A 16,570-nucleotide genomic window follows, 5' to 3' on the forward strand; every position below is an offset into this window, starting at 1 on the left:
TCTTATTGTGCGGGAAGCTTCACCTCCGTTCGCCCTTTGGATCAAGTCTCTTCGCGATTGGCCATATCCAGGATCTTCTCCCACTCCGCTTCCGTCACCGGCTGAACAGAGAGGCGTGAGTTGTTGACGAGGACCATGTCTGACAGGCTCTCTTCCGCCTTGATTTCATCGAGCGTGACCGGGCGCGGCAGCGGGTCGATTGCCTTTATGTCCACGCAGTCCCAGCGATCATCATCGGTCGTGCTATCGGGATGGCTTTCAGCGATGACTTCCACGATGCCCACCACCGCCTTCTCCGATTGCGAGTGGTAAAAGAAGCCTCGGTCGCCGACCTTCATCTCGCGCATCTTGTTGCGCGCTTGGTAATTCCTGACGCCGTCCCACTCCTCGCCCTCATCACCTTTTGCGACCTGGTCGTCCCAGCTCCAGACGGACGGCTCAGATTTGAACAACCAGTGCGCCATCAGCCGATCACCTTGTTCCACGGGTCGAGCCTGACGCTTTCGAACAGACCTGCCTGTGCGTAGGGGTCATTTGCCGCGAAGGCCTCAGCTTCCGCGAAGTCGTCGACTTCGAGGATGATGAGCGAGCCCGCCATGGCGCCGTCCGCGTCTAGCAGGGGGCCTGCCATCCTGACGGCGGGCGTTGACTTGAGATACTCGACATGAGCTGGGCGGTTCTCCATGCGGACGTCAAGCGCACCCGGCTTGTCACGGGCGGTAAGGGCGACGAGCATTTATTCCTCCTTGAGCGGACGTGTCATGAGGGCGTCTATCGCCGGTGTGATGGCGAGCTCGCCCGAAATCAAGCGGTGGATCGTGGTGAGCACGGGCAGCTCGAGATCGTGCCTTGCGGCCAGCTGCGCCACGGCCGCGGCTGTCGCGACGCCTTCGACGGTCGTGTCCTCCGCGAAGTTTTCCCCACGCCCCAGCGCGAGGCCATAGCGATAGTTGCGGCTTTCCTGCGAATAGGCAGTGAGCATGAGATCACCCATGCCCGAAAGCCCCATGAGCGTCTCTCTGCGCGCGCCCTCGGCGACGGCCAGCCTCGCAAGCTCCGCGAAACCGCGGGCAAGGAGCGCCGCCTGCGCGCTTTGTCCGAGCCCTGATCCGATCACTGCGCCTGATGCGATGGCGAGCACATTCTTCAGGGCCCCACCGAGCTCCGCACCGATGATGTCGTCGGTCCTGTAGAGCCGGAGGGTGCGCGAGCTGAGCCTCTTCTGGGTCTCCGCGCCGTCCTTCATCGCAAGCGTCAGTGCGGTGGGCAGGCCGCGTGCGATGTCCTTGGCGAAACTGGGTCCGGTCAGAATTCCGCAGGGTGAGTGTCTACTTTCGGCAATCGTGGATGCAGGGCCAAGGCCAGTGATGGGGTCAATCCCTTTGCAGCACGCGATTAATGGCGCTTGCGTGGCGGGAATGGCGCCGAGCGTTTCGCGCAATGCTTTCATGGGCACGGCGAGCAGAATAGCTTGGGCACCTTCTACGGTCTCGTCGATCCCCGCAGTGACTTGGACGTTGGCGTGAAATGGATGGCCGGGCAGGCGTGGAGCTTCCGTCATTCCGGGCACAAGGCCGCGACCCCAGATCCGGATCTGGCCCTCGAATGCATGCGCCAGGGCCGCGCCGAAAGCCCCAGCCCCCAGAATTGCAATCATGCCTTCGCGCCCTTCTTGCCGGAGCCGAGAATTGCGGGAGAGCTCGTATCCAAGGGCCAGCGCGGCCGCGCCGAAAGACCCATGTCATCCCGGTGACCTTGCTCAAAAAGCAAACCGCCAGCATGGGCGATCATCGCGGCGTTGTCCGTGCAGAGCGCGAGCGGCGGGGCAACGAAGGTGACGCCATGGGTGGCGGCGAGGCTGGAAAGTGCCGATCGAATGGGTCCGTTCGCGGCGACGCCGCCGGCAACGGCCATAGACGGCACTTGAGGCTTCTCCCCGAGATACGCGCTGAAGGCATGGGCTGACTTGACCTTCAGAACATCAACGACTGCTGCCTGAAAGGATGCCGCGAGATCGGCTTGCGTTTGTCTTCTGAGGCCGCCCTCCGCCTCCATCGCCGCATCCCGCGCTCTGAGGACAGCGGTCTTCAGGCCGGAGAAGGACATGTTGCAGTCGTTTCGATCGAGGAGGGGGCGCGGCAGGTCAAAGCGCGTGGCGTTCCCGCTCTTTGCCGAATTCTCGACGGCGGGGCCCCCGGGCTGTGGGAGCCCGAGAAGGCGCGCCACCTTGTCGAACGCTTCGCCCGGCGCATCGTCGATGGTGCCACCGAGCCGCGTGAAGTCTTTCGCTCCACGCACGACCAGAAACTGGCAGTGTCCTCCGGAGACAAGGAGCATGAGATAGGGAAAGGTCAGTTGATCTGTCAGGACCGGGGTGAGCGCATGGCCCGCGAGGTGGTTGACGCCGATGAGGGGAAGGCCGGAAGACGCCGCGAGGCCCTTCGCACACATGACGCCGGACAACACACCGCCGATAAGGCCCGGCCCGGCCGTGACAGCGATGGCCGCGCAGTCCCGCAGACCCACGTTCGCAGCCTTGAGCGCTTGCGCCACCGCCACGTCGATCTTTTCCGCGTGGGCGCGCGCAGCGATCTCGGGCACAACGCCGCCAAACTCCGCATGGAGCGTGGATTGTCCAAAGACCACGTTGGACAACACCTCTGACTTCTCTCCCACCCTGACCACCGCGGCGGCCGTGTCGTCGCAGCTGCTCTCGAGGCCGAGGATGAGGGTCATCGCGTTGCTCCCATGGGCGCACCCCCTTAATGTCACCCCATACATGACACAAGCGTCCGAACCCGTCTGCCTCCTGACCCGCCCGGCGGCGGAGGCAGAGCGCTTTGCGACGCGGGTAGAAGCAGAGCTTGGACTGCGCACCGTGACGAGCCCGCTCTTGTGCATTGAGCATGTCCGGGTCGAGGTAAACTGGACCGCGCGCGCCGGTGTGATTCTCACGTCCCAACATGCTGCGGCCCAGCTGACGGCGCTGTGTGCGCCGCGGGATCTGACGGTCTTCACGGCAGGTGAGAGGACCGCGCGGATGGCGGCGGATCAAGGCTTCCGCGCAGAGCCGCTTGGGCAGGACGTGGAATCGCTTTTGTCCGCTTTGGCGCGGCGCTTTTCCGATCAGTCGCCCACCGGGTCGTTCGTCTACCTTCGGGGGGAACATACCCGCGGTGATCTCGCGGCGCGTTTGCGGCAGAGATCCGTGGAGTGCGAAGAAGCCGTTGTTTATCAGCAGCTTGCAGTGGATCTGTCGGCTGAGGCCGCGGCGCTTCTCGCCGGGGACAGTGCCGTCGTCGCGCCGGTCTTTTCTCCCCGGACGGGAGGCTTGCTCGCCAAAGCCGCGCCGTCCCTTGCTAAGACGCATATCATCGCCATGAGCCAGAACGTGGCTACGCCGTTCAAGGGCACCAATCTAAGCGGCCTCACCATAGCCGCGACGCCCACAGAACAGGCGATGCTTGCCGCCATGAAGCAGCTACGCCCATGATGGGGCTTGCTTGAGAGCAGCCCTGTGCAAGGGTAGGTTGATGTGTGGCGTGGTGTTTGCGTCCAGAACGACGATAGGGGACCTCGGTGGCTGCCAAGAACGAACCGACTTCATCCAAGAGCGAGATCGAGGACGCAGAGGTCGTTGAGACCTCCACAGAGAAAGACCAAGAGGACCTATCTCAGGAGAACCCCGAGGGATCAGAGGAACCTCAAGAGGGGGTCTCCGATGAATTGCCGGGAGAGGTCTTGGAAGAGGCTGAGCTCGAGGCGACTGACGACACCGAGCAAAGTGAGGACCTCGATAGGCCGCGAGATGAGCTCCTCGAAGCTGAACAAGACGAAGTCGAAGCTGTACGAGCCACAGACGCCGAGGAACCTCAGCCCGTAGCGGCGCCGGTGGAAAAGCGCGGCGGCATGTCAGCTCTCCTCGGCGGCGCGATCGCCGCCGTTCTCGGCTTCATCCTGGCGCAGGCCGTGCCGAATGGCTGGCCGGTGACAGCCGATACCGAGATCACGGACGCCCTGGCCGATGCTGACGCAGGCCTCGCATCGAGCCTTGCTGAAAAGCTCGACGCCTCCGCCCTCGAACCTCTCTCGCAGCAGATCGCAGCGCTATCCGCGCAAATCGACACGCTATCCGCTGAAGCGGCTGCCGGGCGTGATGCCTTGGAGGGGCGTATCGCGGCCCTCGAAGACCGCCCGATCGTGGATCTCTCTTCGTTGGACAATTCCGGCGCCGTGGAAGCCGAGCTTGAGGCCCTGCGTGCCGAGATTGCATCGGTATCGGCTGAGGCCCAGCGCCAGATCGAAGAAGCGAGGAACGAGGCGACGATCCTCGAACAGAACGCCGCGGATGCGGCGGAGGCTGCCGCGCGCCGGGCCGCCCTGTCGCGTGTGCTGGCCGCGCTCGATAGCGGGGTGCCATACGAGGCCACGCTCTCGGAATTCGCCCAGATCAGCGAGGCCGAGATACCCGAGGCACTCGTCGCAGCCGCTGCCGAGGGTGTGCCTACGCTTTCCAACCTGCAGGAAGAGTTTCCTCCTCTCGCCCGCGAAGCGCTCGCTGCGATGCGCGCTGAAAATGCCGGCGGTGAAAACACCATGGGCAACTTCTTCAGGAACCAGTTCGGCGTGCGCAGCCTGTCACCGCAGGAGGGTGACACGCCTGACGCGATCCTGAGCCGCGTGGAAGGTGCGCTGTCTGCGGGCCGTCTGGGGGACGCCCTCGCGGAGATCGGGACACTCCCCTCAAGTGGCGTAGCAATCCTTGCTCCGTGGGTATCTCGCGCCGAAACGCGGCTCGCGGCCTTCAGCGCAGCCGATGCTCTCACGCAATCTCAGATTTCGAACTAAGGACGCGACCCATGCTTTGGTCTCTCATTAAAGTGCTGCTCTTCGTGGCAATCGTGGCCGCGCTCACGCTGGGCGCCGGGGCGCTTCTCGAACTGGGCGGGGGCGTGACAGTTCAGGTCCCGGGGACCGGCATGACCACCCCTGTAGAGTTCTCGCTGACGCCCATTCAGATGATCATCGTGCTCGCGCTTTTCGTCGTGGCGATCTGGCTCTTCTTCAAGCTCTTCGGGCTGCTGATCGCGACCCTCAAGTTCATCAACGGCGACGAGACGGCCATCTCGCGGTACTTCGATCGAAATCGCGAGCGCCGCGGCTTCGAGGCGCTGTCGGAAGGTTTGGTGGCATTGGCCTCTGGCGAGGGGAAGCTCGCCATGGCGAAGGCCGCGAAAGCGGAGCGCTATCTCGGGCGGCCAGAGCTGACGAACCTTGTGACGGCGCAGGCCGCTGAGATGTCCGGAGATCGCACGCGGGCTGCGGATGTCTACAAGCGGCTTTTGCAGGATGATCGCACGCGATTTGTCGGCGTGAACGGGCTTTTGAAGCAGAAGCTCGCGGCCGGTGAAACCGAAACAGCGCTGAAGCTCGCGGAGAAGGCCTTCGCGCTCAAGCCAAAGCACGTCGAGACACAGGATACGCTTCTCAAGCTGCAAGCTGGCGAAAAGGATTGGTCGGGCGCGCGGGCCACTATCGGCGCGAAACTCAAGCACGGCTCCATGCCGCGCGATCTGCACAAGCGCCGAGACGCCGTGCTCGCGATCTCCGAAGCCCGCACCCTGAGGACCGACGGCAAACTCGACGAGGCGCAGAAGCTTGCGATCGACGCGAACCGTCTGTCTCCGGAATTGATCCCGGCCGCCGTCATGGCGGCGCAGGCCTATACCGAGCAGGGGAAACCGCGCTACGCGACCAGGGTCTTGAAGGCGGCTTGGGACACGCTTCCACATCCGGAGCTTGCCGCGGCATTCGCGGCCATCGAGCCCGATGAAAGCTCAGCCGCGCGCATCAAACGCTTCAAAGCGCTGACCAAGGGCAAGCCAAACGATCCCGAGACGCGGATGGTGACGGCGGAGCTCTACATCACCGCCGAGGATTTTCCGGCGGCGAAAAGAGCCATGGGCGAATTGGCCGAAAGTGACCCTTCCATGCGTGCGCTCACCATCATGGCCGCAATCGCCCGCGGCGAAGGCGCCGATGACGCGACGGTGCGTGATTGGCTCACGCGCGCGATTGCCGCGCCGCGAGACCCTGCATGGATCTGCGACCTGTGCGGTGAGATCCACGCGACGTGGGATCCGACTTGTGACAATTGCGGGGCTTTCGACACGCTGAGCTGGCGCCGGCCTCAGGCTGGCAAGGTGGATGCTGGACCGGGAGCGAAGATGCTGCCGCGTCTCGCTGAGGCGCCGGAGGTCGCGCAGGAGCTTGCGGCGGAGGAAACGCCTGCGCTTCCGGCAGCGGACGTTGTCGATGCGGAGCTCGTCGACGAAAAGGGTGAAAATAGGGTCTAGAGGCCCCCGCGAATCTTCGTTAAACGCCCGCCACCGGACACGTCGCCGAGACGTGCCGGTTGGCCGCTGTAGCTCAGCTGGTAGAGCACGTCATTCGTAATGATGGGGTCGGGGGTTCGAGTCCCTTCAGCGGCACCACCCACTTCTAGAGACCGAGGATTTCGCGGGCCTCACTTGTGGTGGCCACCGGCCGCTCGTGCCGCGCAGCGACCTCGACGGTCCGGCGGACAAGCGCGGCGTTCGACGGGGCGAGCGTATCCCGGTCGAGGCGCACGTTGTCCTCGAGCCCGGTCCGCGCGTGGCCTCCGCTGGAAATCGCCCACTCGTTGAGGGTGATCTGCCCGGCGCCAATGCCAGCCGCGCACCACGGCGCGTCATCGCCGAAGAGACGCTTCACCGTGCTGACGTAGAAATCAAATACATGGCGATCGATCGGCATGGCATTTTTCACACCCATCACGAACTGGACGTAAGGCGTCGCCGCGATCTGCCCCTTCGAGTGCATGTCCGCTGCCCTGAAGATGTGAGAGAGGTCGAACGCTTCCACCTCGGGCTTGACGCCATAGGTCACCATCTCTGAGGCGAGCCACTCCACAAGCTCCGGCGGATTCTCGTAGACGCGTGTCGGAAAATTGTTCGAACCCACCGAAAGCGATGCCATGTCCGGGCGTAGGGACAGCATCCCGCCGCGCTCTTTTCCCGCGCCCGAGCGACCACCGGTGGAAAACTGGATGATCATGCCGGGGCAGTGCTTTTCCAGACCCTCCTTGAGCGCCGCGAAGCGCTCGGGATCGCTTGTCGGCGTTTCGTCGGGGTTGCGCACATGTGCGTGGCAGATTGTGGCGCCAGCTTCGAATGCTTCCTGGGTGCTTTCGATCTGTTCGGAGACGGTGACAGGCAGCGCGGGATTGTCGGACTTCCTCGGCACGGACCCCGTGATGGCGACACAGATGATGACCGGTGTCTTCATGTCACCGCCGCCCGCGCTTTGAACTTTGGCTCGTCCCACAATGCGTGCGCCATGACCTCCTCGAGGATGTCTACGGCGCGGCGAATGTCTCCCTCATCGAGGTAGAGCGGGGTGAACCCGAAGCGCATGATGTCAGGCGCGCGAAAATCGCCAATGACCCCGCGGGAAATGAGGGCCTGCATTGCGGCGTAGCCCTCGTCAAACCGGAAGGAAACCTGACTGCCTCGCAGCTCTGGGTCTCTTGGGCTCGCGAGCGATAGCATCGGACATCGCGCCTCAACCTCGGCGATGAAGAGATCCGAAAGTGCGATCGACCGATCTCGAATGTCTTCCATGGATACATCATCCCAGAGGTCCAGCGCTGCGTCGAGTGCCGCCATCTGCAGAACGGGCGGTGTCCCCACGCGCATGCGGCCCACGGCCTCCGCCGGGCTGTAGGCCAAATCGAAGTTGAACGGAGCAGCGTGGCCCAGCCAGCCGGCAAGTATCGGTGAAATGCGCGCGGCCATATCAGGCCGAATGTAGATGAAGGCCGGGGCACCGGGACCGCCGTTGAGGTACTTGTAGGTGCAACCGACGGCAAAATCCGCGCCGACCCCCGCCAGATCCACGGGAAGGGCGCCAGCGCTGTGCGCAAGATCCCATAGGGTGATCGCGCCGACCTCCCGTGCTTTTGCGCTCAGGGTCGCCATGTCGTGCATGCGGCCTGTCCGATAATCCACGTGGGTGAGCATGAGCACCGCCACGTCATCATCGAGTGTATCGAGCACATCCTCCGGCTCCACGATGCGAAGCGTGTGTCCTTTCCCGAGCGCCTTCACGAGGCCTTCTGCCATGTAGACATCCGTGGGGAAGTTGCCGCTATCGGTGAGGATGACCTTTCGTTCGGGCCGGAGGTCCAACGCTGCCGAAAGCGCCTGGAAGACCTTGATCGACAGGGTGTCGCCGACCATCGTCGTGCCCGGCCCGGCCCCGATGATAGGCGCTATGCGGTTCCCAAGTTGCGCTGGCGCGTCCATCCAGCCTGCGGCGTTCCAGCCCCGCACCAGCAACTGACCCCATTCGGCCTCAGTCGCCTCAGCGACGCGTGCCGCTGCGTGTTTTGGCAAGGGGCCAAGCGAGTTTCCATCGAGGTAGATGACGCCCGCCGGCAGTACGAAGTCTTTCTTTTTCATTCGCGCTCCATGTCATTCGTCCGTCGGCGCTGAAGTGAGGCCGTCTATCATGTCTCTCGGAGGAGCCTGTCATACACTTCGAGGATCGCGCGTGCCTCGCCACTGATCTCAAAGTTGGAGGTGGCGTGAGCGTATGCAGCTGCACCCATCCCGGTGAGATCGCCGTCCAAGGCATCGAGGATCGCGCACTCCATCGCAGCGAGATCGCCGGGATCCACGAGCGTGCCGGTCTTCCCTTCGAGAATGATCTCCTCAAACGCACCAACGCGCGTCGCAACCACGGGGACGCCGGATGCCATCGCCTCCAGAGGGGTAAGGCCGAACCCCTCCCACCTTTGCGGTGCAACAAATAGATCGAGGGCACAGTACCATTTCGGGACGTCCTCCACCGGGACCTCTCCCAGGAAACGGATCCGATGGTGTAGTCCCGCGTTGCGGACTTTCGCCTCGAGCCTCGCCTGGAAATCAGCATGCTCCTGCGTCGCACGACCGAGCACCACACCGCGGACCCGCCGGTCTGCCTTGCAGACGGTGATCAGGGCATCCACGAAGATGTCGGTGCCCTTGTTCTCTCGCACGCGGCCGAAGCATCCCAGGAATAGATCTTCCGTTGGGAGGCCTAACGCTTCCTTGGCGGCTTCCTTTGTCTCTGGTGGCCTAAACCGCTCCGTATCGATCCCGTGCATGATCACTTGGGCATCGCGGTCGAGGTAGCTCGCAGCCTGCTGTGACGTGGCAATGAGGGCGTCCATCTGCCGGATGAGCCATTTCGTATAGCCGCTGTGATCCCGTTGGGCTGCCGATGTGAAGAGAAGCTTGAACCGGCGACGGAGAATGTGACGCAGGGCGAGGCCCACGAGCATCTCGGTGTTCCGTCGCGCATGCCAGACGCGCCACCGATTGCGCGGGAGCGTCACGGCTCGAATAAGCGGGATGTGCGGAACAGTGGAGGGCAGACCGGGCCCCGTGGCCACGACCCCGCTGTCCTTCATGAGCGGCACCAGCGCCGCGACAGTCGACGTCACGCCCGAAAGCCGTCTCTTCAGGTTTGGCGCAACGACGCGGATGTCTTTCGAGGTCGTCATAGGAAGTGCGCGATGCTGGCTCCGAAGGCCGCACTGACGATAGCGACGAGGGCCACGATACGGAGCGAGGTGCGCTGCGGAGCTTCACGCGACCGAGGGTTCGACGCCTCGATCAGCGCCCGCTCTGCGAGCTGTGGCAGGCGCGGGCCGAAGCGGGAGAGGACCCGCGCTGTCTCGAAGAGGTCCTTGGCCAAGGCTTGCGGTCCCACATTGCGGCGCACGTAGTCCTCCACGACAGGCTTGGCGACCGACCAGATATTGATGTTGGGGTTGAGCGTGCGTGCCACGCCCTCCACCACGACCATCGTCCTTTGCAGAAGGATGAGCTCCGTTCGCGTCTCCATGCCAAAGCGCTCGGTGACCTCGAAGAGATATGTCAGGAGGCGGCCCATGGAGATCCGAGAGGCATCCATTCCGAAGATTGGCTCGCCCACGGAGCGCAGCGCGCGTGCAAATTCGTCCACGTCGCGGTCGGCGGGCACGTAGCCGGCCTCGAAGTGGACCTCTGCGACGCGCTTGTAGTCTTTCCGGATGAAGCCGAAGAGGATCTCCGCGTAGACGCGGCGGGTATACTCATCCAGGCGGCCCATGATCCCGAAGTCGAGCGCAATGAGCTCGCCCTTGGCGCCGATCTTCAGATTGCCCTGATGCATGTCTCCGTGGAAGTAGCCGTCCCGCAGGGCGTGCCGCAGGAAGAACCTGAGGACGCTCTCGCCGAGGTCGTAGCGATCGTGGCCGGCGGCTTCGATGCCAGCGAGGTCGGAGGCATTGAGGCCATCGACCCATGCGAGCGTCATGACCCTGCGCGAGGACAGATCCCATTTGACGGCCGGGACCTCGAAGCCCTCGTCTTTCTCTGTGTTGGCCGCGAACTCCGCCGCGGCGGAGCTTTCGAGCCGGAGGTCGAGCTCCGCCATCACGACGCCCTCGAAATGACCGATGACTTCGAGCGGCTTCAATCGCCGCGACATCGGAGAGAGACGATCCACGATCCATGCGGCGAGCCAGAAGGCGTCCACGTCCCTGCGAAACGCACGTTCGATACCGGGACGCAGGACTTTCACGGCGACGGTTTCGCCCGTTTCGCGCACGACGGCCTTGTGAACTTGAGCGAGCGATGCGGCGGCGATGGGCTCGGACAGGCTGGTAAAGGTCTCCTCCACGCGTATGCCGAGTTCCGCTTCCATGGTGGCCTTGGCATCGCGCAGGGAGAAGGGCGGAAGCTTGTCCTGCAGGACCCGCAATTGCACCGCGAGCTCCTCGCCCACGACGTCGGGCCGGGTGGAGAGGATCTGACCGAACTTGATGTAGGCAGGCCCAAGCGCCGTCAGCGCGCGCGTGAGCGGCGGCATCATCGGGTCACCTTTGTATCCCAGCCACTGAAAGGGCCACCCGAGGATTCGCGCCACGAGGCGGAGCGGCGCAGGCGCATCCATGGCCTCGAGCACCACGCCCATGGCGCCGGTGCGCTCCAGCGTGGCGCCGGTGCGGATCAGGCGCAGAATGTTGTGCGGTCCGCGCATCTATCCGCAGCGGGGACACGAATTTTTGCAAAAATTCGTGTGCGTCTTCGGAGACATCACAGTTTCCAACCGCTGTGGAGACAGGCGATGCCCTGGCTGAGATTGCGGTACTTGGCGTTCTCAAAGCCGGCCTCGCGGACCATACCGAGAAACGTGTCCTGATCCGGGAACTTGCGGATGCTCTCCACGAGATACTGGTAGCTGTCGCGATCTCCGGTGATCAGGCGCCCCATCTCGGGGATGACATTGAAGCTGTAGGCGTCGTACGCGGCCTGCAGCGCCGGGTTTGGAAGCTGGCTGAACTCAAGAACCATCAGGCGCCCGCCGGGCTTCAGGACGCGAAAGGCCTCGTTCAAGGCTTCCTGTGGGCGCGTGACGTTCCGGATACCGAAGCTGATCGTGTATACGTCGAAGCTCGCATCTTCGAAGGGCAGCGCCATGGCGTCGCCCACGATCCAGTCGAGTTGGCCCGACATGCGCTCGGCCTCGGCTCGCTGGCGGCCCTCGACAAGCATGCCCTCGGTCAGGTCGAGAACAGTCGCATGCCCGGCCCCCGCACGCGCGAGGAAACGAAACGCGATGTCACCCGTGCCACCGGCCACATCGAGAAGGCGTTGCCCCCGACGCGGTGCGAGCCAGTCCATCATGGCGTCCTTCCAAAGACGATGGATGCCAGCGCTCATGACGTCGTTCATGATGTCGTATTTCGAAGCTACGGATGAGAAAACGCCGCGAACGCGCTCGGCTTTCTCACCTTCCGGCACGGTTTCATTGCCGAAATGCGTGGTGGTGTCTGTCTCTGTCATGGAGGTGCGGCTTTGCCTAAGTCTTGTCTAAGTCGTGATATAACCCGCTGCTTGAAAGAACAAACGTGTAAACGTGGAAGGACAGGCGAGCGGTGTCGAGCGGGCTTGCTTTACTGGTGCTGACCGTGGTGGCGCTGTGCCTCTACGTGGTGCCGCGCTTGACCGAGCATCGAATTGTTCGGCGGGTTTCGGCGTACTTTTCCTTTGCCAGATCGACCGACGCTGTCCTGCGAACGCAGATGCGTGTCACGCTTCCATTGAGCTTCGGTGCACGATCCATGGGAACCTTGGCCGCGGCTCTGCTGCTCTATGCACTCAACCTGCATTCCTCCGGGCCCGTAGGATCGCCGTTACCTCCGGAGTATTTCTGGGAGAGCTACACCATCGCCAGCGGACTCATGGCCTGGTTCATGAGCTACATCTGGACCTATGCCATAGCCCTCGACGGCAACAAGCTCTCCGTGCCCACTTGGAATTTTGGCTCTCGCGAGCACGACATCCGACACCTCGTGCGGGTGGAGGCATCTGGTGGTTTCTGTCTGCGTCTGTGGTTCTCAAATGGGGCCAAGGCGGCGATCCTGAAGCCACTTCGCGGGAGAGCGGAGCTCCTCCAACGTCTTGAGGCACAAGCTGCGCGGGGCGGAGTCTTGTGAGCGCTTGGCGGTCTTGCTAGCTCACCCCAATGAACACCACCCGCTGTATCCATGCCTGAACTGCCCGAGGTGGAGACCGTGCGGCGCGGCCTGCTTCCGGCCATGGAGGGCGTGCGGATCGAGCGTGCGGAGGTCAATCGGCCCGATCTGCGCTGGCCCCTTCCGGCGCGCATGGCCGCGCGGCTCACGGGTCAAAGGGTTCTGCGGCTTGGTCGGCGCTCGAAGTACATCCTCGCCGACCTCGAAAGCGATGAAACGCTGCTCGTCCATCTCGGCATGTCCGGGCGCATGCTGATCTCCGGAACCGAGATCGGCGGGTTTTATCACCCGCATCCGGCACCGGCGAAGCACGACCACGTGGTTCTGCATATGGAAAATGGCGCGCGGATCACCTTCAACGATGCGCGCCGGTTTGGGCACATGGATCTTTGGCCGTCCCGCGATATCGAAGGGCATTGGTTGGTGGAGCGCCTTGGCCCCGAGCCGCTCGGCAACGCATTCGACGAGACCTACCTCGCCGGGAAACTCCACGGAAAGAACACGCCCATCAAGGCCGCGCTCCTTGATCAGCGTGTCGTCGCGGGTCTTGGCAACATATACGTCTGCGAGGTGCTCCACCGGGCGGGCATTTCCCCGAGACGGAAAGCGGGCAATCTCAGTGCGAAGCGCGCAGGCGCCCTCGTGCCCATCATCAGGGATGTTCTCTCCGAGGCAATCGAGGCGGGCGGCTCCTCGCTCCGGGACTACCGGCAGGCCGATGGAGAGCTCGGCTATTTCCAGCACACGTTCCACGTCTATGATCAGGAAGGCAAAAGTTGCGTCACCGAAGGCTGCAACGGGGTCGTCAAACGCATAGTGCAGTCGGGGCGATCCAGCTTCTACTGCCCGACATGCCAACGATAAGGGAGAGCGCCATGGCCTACGAAATGATCGAGTACGCGATCGACGATCATGTCGCGGTGATCACGTTGAACCGGCCCGAGGCGCTCAATGCGCTGAATTCGCAGCTCATGGGAGAAGTGGCCGAAGCGCTCACGGAGGCGGACGCGTCCAAAAAAGTGCGCGCGATCATCATCACCGGTTCCGAGAAAGCCTTCGCGGCGGGGGCAGACATCTCGGAGATGGTCGAGAAAGACTTCGTCGACGTCTACAGCGAGAACCTCTTCGTCCGAGAGGCCGAGATCATCGCCGCCATACGAAAGCCCATCATTGCCGCGGTCTCGGGCTACGCGCTCGGCGGCGGGTGTGAACTCGCCATGATGTGCGATTTCATCGTGTGCTCCGAAAGCGCGAAGTTCGGCCAGCCCGAGATCAATCTCGGCGTCATCGCCGGGATCGGCGGAAGCCAGCGGCTCACCAAGCTCGTGGGCAAATCGAAGAGCATGGACATGCATCTCACCGGTCGCTTCATGGACGCCGAAGAGGCGGAGCGCGCGGGTCTCGTGAGCCGGGTGTTTCCGACCGACAAGCTGCTCTCCGAGGCCAAGGCCATCGCAGAGAAGATCTCGGAAAAGAGCATGCCTTCCGTGATGGCGGCCAAAGAAGCGGTGAACCGCTCCTACGAGACGACGCTGCAGGAAGGGCTTCTCTTCGAGCGCAGGCTCTTCCATTCGCTCTTTGCCACCCAGGACCAGACGGAGGGCATGGAGGCATTCCTCGCCAAACGGGAGCCCCGCTTCCGCGACAAGTAAGGCTTGCCATCAGGGCACGGCTTGCCTAACAGGCGCGCCAGACATGCGTGTGCAGCCCGCTCAAGGCTAGATTCGTCCCGGCGACCGACGTTCCGGTGGGCAGTGTACGTATTTTGATATCGCTGACCCACGGAAGGGACACCACCCATGGCCAATACGCCTCAATCCAAGAAGCGCGCTCGTCAGAACGAGCGCCGAAACGACGTGAACAAAGCGCGCCGTTCCCGCATCCGCACCTATCTTCGCAAGGTCGAGGAAGCCATCGCATCGGGCGACTCGGCAGCCGCGGCGGAGGCTCTCAAGACCGCTCAGCCCGAGCTGATGCGTGGGGTGACGAAGGGGGTGTATCACAAAAACACCGCCTCCCGTAAAATGTCCCGCTTGGCTGCGCGTGTTAAGTCAATGGCATGAGTCGCCGATGCGACTCGGGAACAAATCCACCTAATCGCTCGGATTTTTGGAAAGCGCCCGACACGGGCGTTTTTCGCTTTTTGGGGCATGGAAAGAAGTCAACAGATTCCTTTTGAGCTTTTTTTGAGTCAAGGGAATTGAACAGTTGTCGGCGCCTCGGAGAACCACGTAGTTTCTGTCAGCGAGTCATTGTCTGGGGGGACATGGCGCTCGGTCTGAAGGCAGGTCCGCAAGGCGTGTTGTGACTAGATAGAGCGCACTTTCGCAGCGGCGTGGCAGCGTCGCGCGAATGGTAGGTAGGCGTGTGTGAGCCTGCCTTATGTCCGCATTACATGGGGTCGGGCCTTTGCCCGCGGGAAAGCAGCACCCACCAGCGCTTAGCCGAGCGCGGGGCACCTCCTGTATGCCTCCGGCATGATTTGTACAAAGCCGCTCCATCCGGAAATGGGGCTGGGGATACATTTAAAAGCGGGGCATACTCGATGACGCAAGAAGCATGGGGAACAGTTAAGGAAAGTTTGAGGTCCTCCATGGGGACCAACGCATACGACACCTGGATTAAACCTCTTAAATTCGAAGACGCGCAGGATGGCGTCGCAACTCTGATCGCCCCCACGGCCTATGCCCGGACCTACGTTGATCGCAACTTCAGCGATGACATCGTGCACAGCTTCCGTGCCAACGGCGTGACCGTGGAGCGCGTGGCTTTTCACGTTCCCAACAAAATGACGACGCCGGCCAACTCCCACACGAGCGCAGCATCGGAGCGACCCATGGACGATGACGATCGGGACGAGGCACATGGCGAAGATGCTCGGCTCGATGTCGGCGGAGCCAAACTCGACCCGAAGTACACATTCGATCGCTTTATCGTCGGAAAGCCCAACGAACTCGCCTATGCCGCCGCCCGTCGTGTGGCCGAAGGCGGGGACGTCACGTTCAATCCGCTCTTTCTTTATGGGGGTGTCGGTCTCGGCAAGACGCACCTCATGCAGGCCATCGCCCATGAGCTTCGCGCGCGCAAACCCGACCTCAAGGTGCTCTATCTCTCCGCAGAGCAGTTCATGTATCGGTTCGTCCAGGCGCTCCGCGAGCAACGCATGATGGACTTCAAGCTCCTCTTCCGGGCGGCCGATGTTCTCATGGTCGACGATGTGCAGTTCATCGCAGGCAAGGACTCCACGCAGGAGGAGTTCTTTCACACATTCAATGCGCTCGTTGACCAAGGAAAGCAGATCATCATCACGGGAGATCGTGCGCCCGGCGAAATGAAGAACATCGAGGACAGGATTGCCTCCCGCCTGCAATCGGGCCTCGTCGTGGATCTCCATCCGACAGACTTCGAGCTCCGTCTTGGCATCCTGCACTCCAAGGTCGAGCTTTATCGGCAGTCCTATCCCGGCCTCGTCATACAGGACGGCGTCATCAAGTTTCTCGCGCACCGCATCTCGACCAACGTCCGAGTGCTCGAGGGGGCACTCACGCGCCTCTTCGCCTTCGGCTCCCTCGTGGGCCGCGAGATCACCATGGACCTTGTCCAGGAGTGCCTCGTCGATGTATTGCGCGCGTCCGACCGGAAAACCACCGTGGAAGAAATCCAGCGCAAGGTGGCCGAGCACTACAACATCCGCCTCTCCGACATGCTCGGGCCCAAGAGGTCCCGCAATCTTGCGCGTCCGCGGCAGGTGGCGATGTATCTCTCCAAGAAGATGACCACGCGCAGTCTCCCCGACATCGCGCGCCGCTTTGGCGGGCGGGATCACACGACAGTCATGCATGGGGTCAAGAAGATCGAAGAGCTGATGGTGCAAGACAGCCAGATGGCAGACGATCTAGAGATGCTCCGACGCGCGCTGGAAGCCTGACCCGGGCCCGCACCGGACACGACAGACGAAAAACG

General features: G+C 62.7%; 17 protein-coding genes and 1 tRNA gene. 9 read left to right on the forward strand and 9 right to left on the reverse strand.

All coding sequences use genetic code 11. The annotated features are described in order from the left end of the window. Positions 1-41: 41 nt before the first annotated feature. The 4 genes from AAFM92_12340 to tsaD are packed head-to-tail and all read right to left on the reverse strand — an operon-like array spanning position 42 to position 2,736. Positions 42-464, reverse strand: coding sequence for an EVE domain-containing protein (locus AAFM92_12340; protein MEL7301164.1), 423 nt, complete (start codon positions 462-464; stop codon positions 42-44). Beyond that, a complete protein-coding gene (locus AAFM92_12345; GenBank protein MEL7301165.1) occupies positions 464-736 on the reverse strand; it encodes a YciI family protein in 273 nt (90 codons plus the stop codon). Before AAFM92_12345 ends, AAFM92_12340 begins: the two co-directional genes overlap by 1 nt. Next, the gene (locus tag AAFM92_12350) at positions 737-1,657 is read right to left on the reverse strand and encodes an NAD(P)H-dependent glycerol-3-phosphate dehydrogenase (protein MEL7301166.1); all 921 of its coding nucleotides are present in this window, start codon (positions 1,655-1,657) and stop codon (positions 737-739) included. Beyond that, on the reverse strand, positions 1,654-2,736 hold the full coding sequence (gene tsaD, locus AAFM92_12355) for a tRNA (adenosine(37)-N6)-threonylcarbamoyltransferase complex transferase subunit TsaD (GenBank protein ID MEL7301167.1): 1,083 nt from the start codon (positions 2,734-2,736) through the stop codon (positions 1,654-1,656). Before tsaD ends, AAFM92_12350 begins: the two co-directional genes overlap by 4 nt. A 43-nt stretch (positions 2,737-2,779) precedes the next feature. On the opposite strand from tsaD, the gene AAFM92_12360 reads away from it, so the two are divergent. From AAFM92_12360 to AAFM92_12375, 4 genes are all read left to right on the forward strand, one after another. Continuing rightward, on the forward strand, positions 2,780-3,493 hold the full coding sequence (locus AAFM92_12360) for a uroporphyrinogen-III synthase (GenBank protein MEL7301168.1): 714 nt from the start codon (positions 2,780-2,782) through the stop codon (positions 3,491-3,493). Between the two features lie 86 nt (positions 3,494-3,579). After that, on the forward strand, positions 3,580-4,848 hold the full coding sequence (locus AAFM92_12365; protein ID MEL7301169.1) for a hypothetical protein: 1,269 nt from the start codon (positions 3,580-3,582) through the stop codon (positions 4,846-4,848). 11 nt (positions 4,849-4,859) lie between these two features. Further along, a complete protein-coding gene (locus AAFM92_12370) occupies positions 4,860-6,356 on the forward strand; it encodes a heme biosynthesis HemY N-terminal domain-containing protein (GenBank protein MEL7301170.1) in 1,497 nt (498 codons plus the stop codon). Positions 6,357-6,418: 62 nt separating this feature from the next. Further along, positions 6,419-6,494 (forward strand) — tRNA-Thr (locus AAFM92_12375). A gap of 7 nt (positions 6,495-6,501) precedes the next feature. Here the strand turns inward: AAFM92_12375 and AAFM92_12380 are convergent. Genes AAFM92_12380 through ubiE form a run of 5 tightly spaced genes read right to left on the reverse strand, consistent with a single transcriptional unit; the run spans position 6,502 to position 11,915 of the window. Then, a complete protein-coding gene (locus tag AAFM92_12380; GenBank protein ID MEL7301171.1) occupies positions 6,502-7,326 on the reverse strand; it encodes a 3-keto-5-aminohexanoate cleavage protein in 825 nt (274 codons plus the stop codon). After that, complete coding sequence (gene kynU / locus AAFM92_12385) at positions 7,323-8,501, reverse strand: kynureninase (protein ID MEL7301172.1); 1,179 nt, start codon at positions 8,499-8,501, stop codon at positions 7,323-7,325. Before kynU ends, AAFM92_12380 begins: the two co-directional genes overlap by 4 nt. A gap of 47 nt (positions 8,502-8,548) precedes the next feature. Further along, positions 8,549-9,586: a glycosyltransferase family 4 protein gene (locus AAFM92_12390; protein MEL7301173.1), complete on the reverse strand. Its 1,038-nt coding sequence runs from the start codon at positions 9,584-9,586 to the stop codon at positions 8,549-8,551. Continuing rightward, positions 9,583-11,109: a 2-polyprenylphenol 6-hydroxylase gene (ubiB, locus tag AAFM92_12395; GenBank protein MEL7301174.1), complete on the reverse strand. Its 1,527-nt coding sequence runs from the start codon at positions 11,107-11,109 to the stop codon at positions 9,583-9,585. Before ubiB ends, AAFM92_12390 begins: the two co-directional genes overlap by 4 nt. A 56-nt stretch (positions 11,110-11,165) precedes the next feature. Beyond that, entirely contained in the window at positions 11,166-11,915 is a 750-nt protein-coding gene (ubiE, locus tag AAFM92_12400) for a bifunctional demethylmenaquinone methyltransferase/2-methoxy-6-polyprenyl-1,4-benzoquinol methylase UbiE (GenBank protein MEL7301175.1), read from the reverse strand. Between the two features lie 116 nt (positions 11,916-12,031). On the opposite strand from ubiE, the gene AAFM92_12405 reads away from it, so the two are divergent. From AAFM92_12405 to dnaA, 5 genes are all read left to right on the forward strand, one after another. After that, a complete protein-coding gene (locus AAFM92_12405) occupies positions 12,032-12,568 on the forward strand; it encodes a hypothetical protein (protein MEL7301176.1) in 537 nt (178 codons plus the stop codon). Between the two features lie 51 nt (positions 12,569-12,619). Continuing rightward, positions 12,620-13,471: a bifunctional DNA-formamidopyrimidine glycosylase/DNA-(apurinic or apyrimidinic site) lyase gene (mutM, locus tag AAFM92_12410; protein ID MEL7301177.1), complete on the forward strand. Its 852-nt coding sequence runs from the start codon at positions 12,620-12,622 to the stop codon at positions 13,469-13,471. 11 nt (positions 13,472-13,482) lie between these two features. Then, positions 13,483-14,259: an enoyl-CoA hydratase gene (locus AAFM92_12415; GenBank protein ID MEL7301178.1), complete on the forward strand. Its 777-nt coding sequence runs from the start codon at positions 13,483-13,485 to the stop codon at positions 14,257-14,259. A 147-nt stretch (positions 14,260-14,406) separates the two neighbouring features. Next, positions 14,407-14,670, forward strand: coding sequence for a 30S ribosomal protein S20 (gene rpsT, locus AAFM92_12420; protein MEL7301179.1), 264 nt, complete (start codon positions 14,407-14,409; stop codon positions 14,668-14,670). 482 nt (positions 14,671-15,152) lie between these two features. Next, positions 15,153-16,535: a chromosomal replication initiator protein DnaA gene (gene dnaA, locus AAFM92_12425; protein MEL7301180.1), complete on the forward strand. Its 1,383-nt coding sequence runs from the start codon at positions 15,153-15,155 to the stop codon at positions 16,533-16,535. The last annotated feature ends 35 nt before the right edge of the window (positions 16,536-16,570 follow it).

Source organism: Pseudomonadota bacterium (assembly GCA_038533575.1).
Taxonomy (GTDB): Bacteria; Pseudomonadota; Alphaproteobacteria; order Rhodobacterales; family Rhodobacteraceae; genus Shimia_B.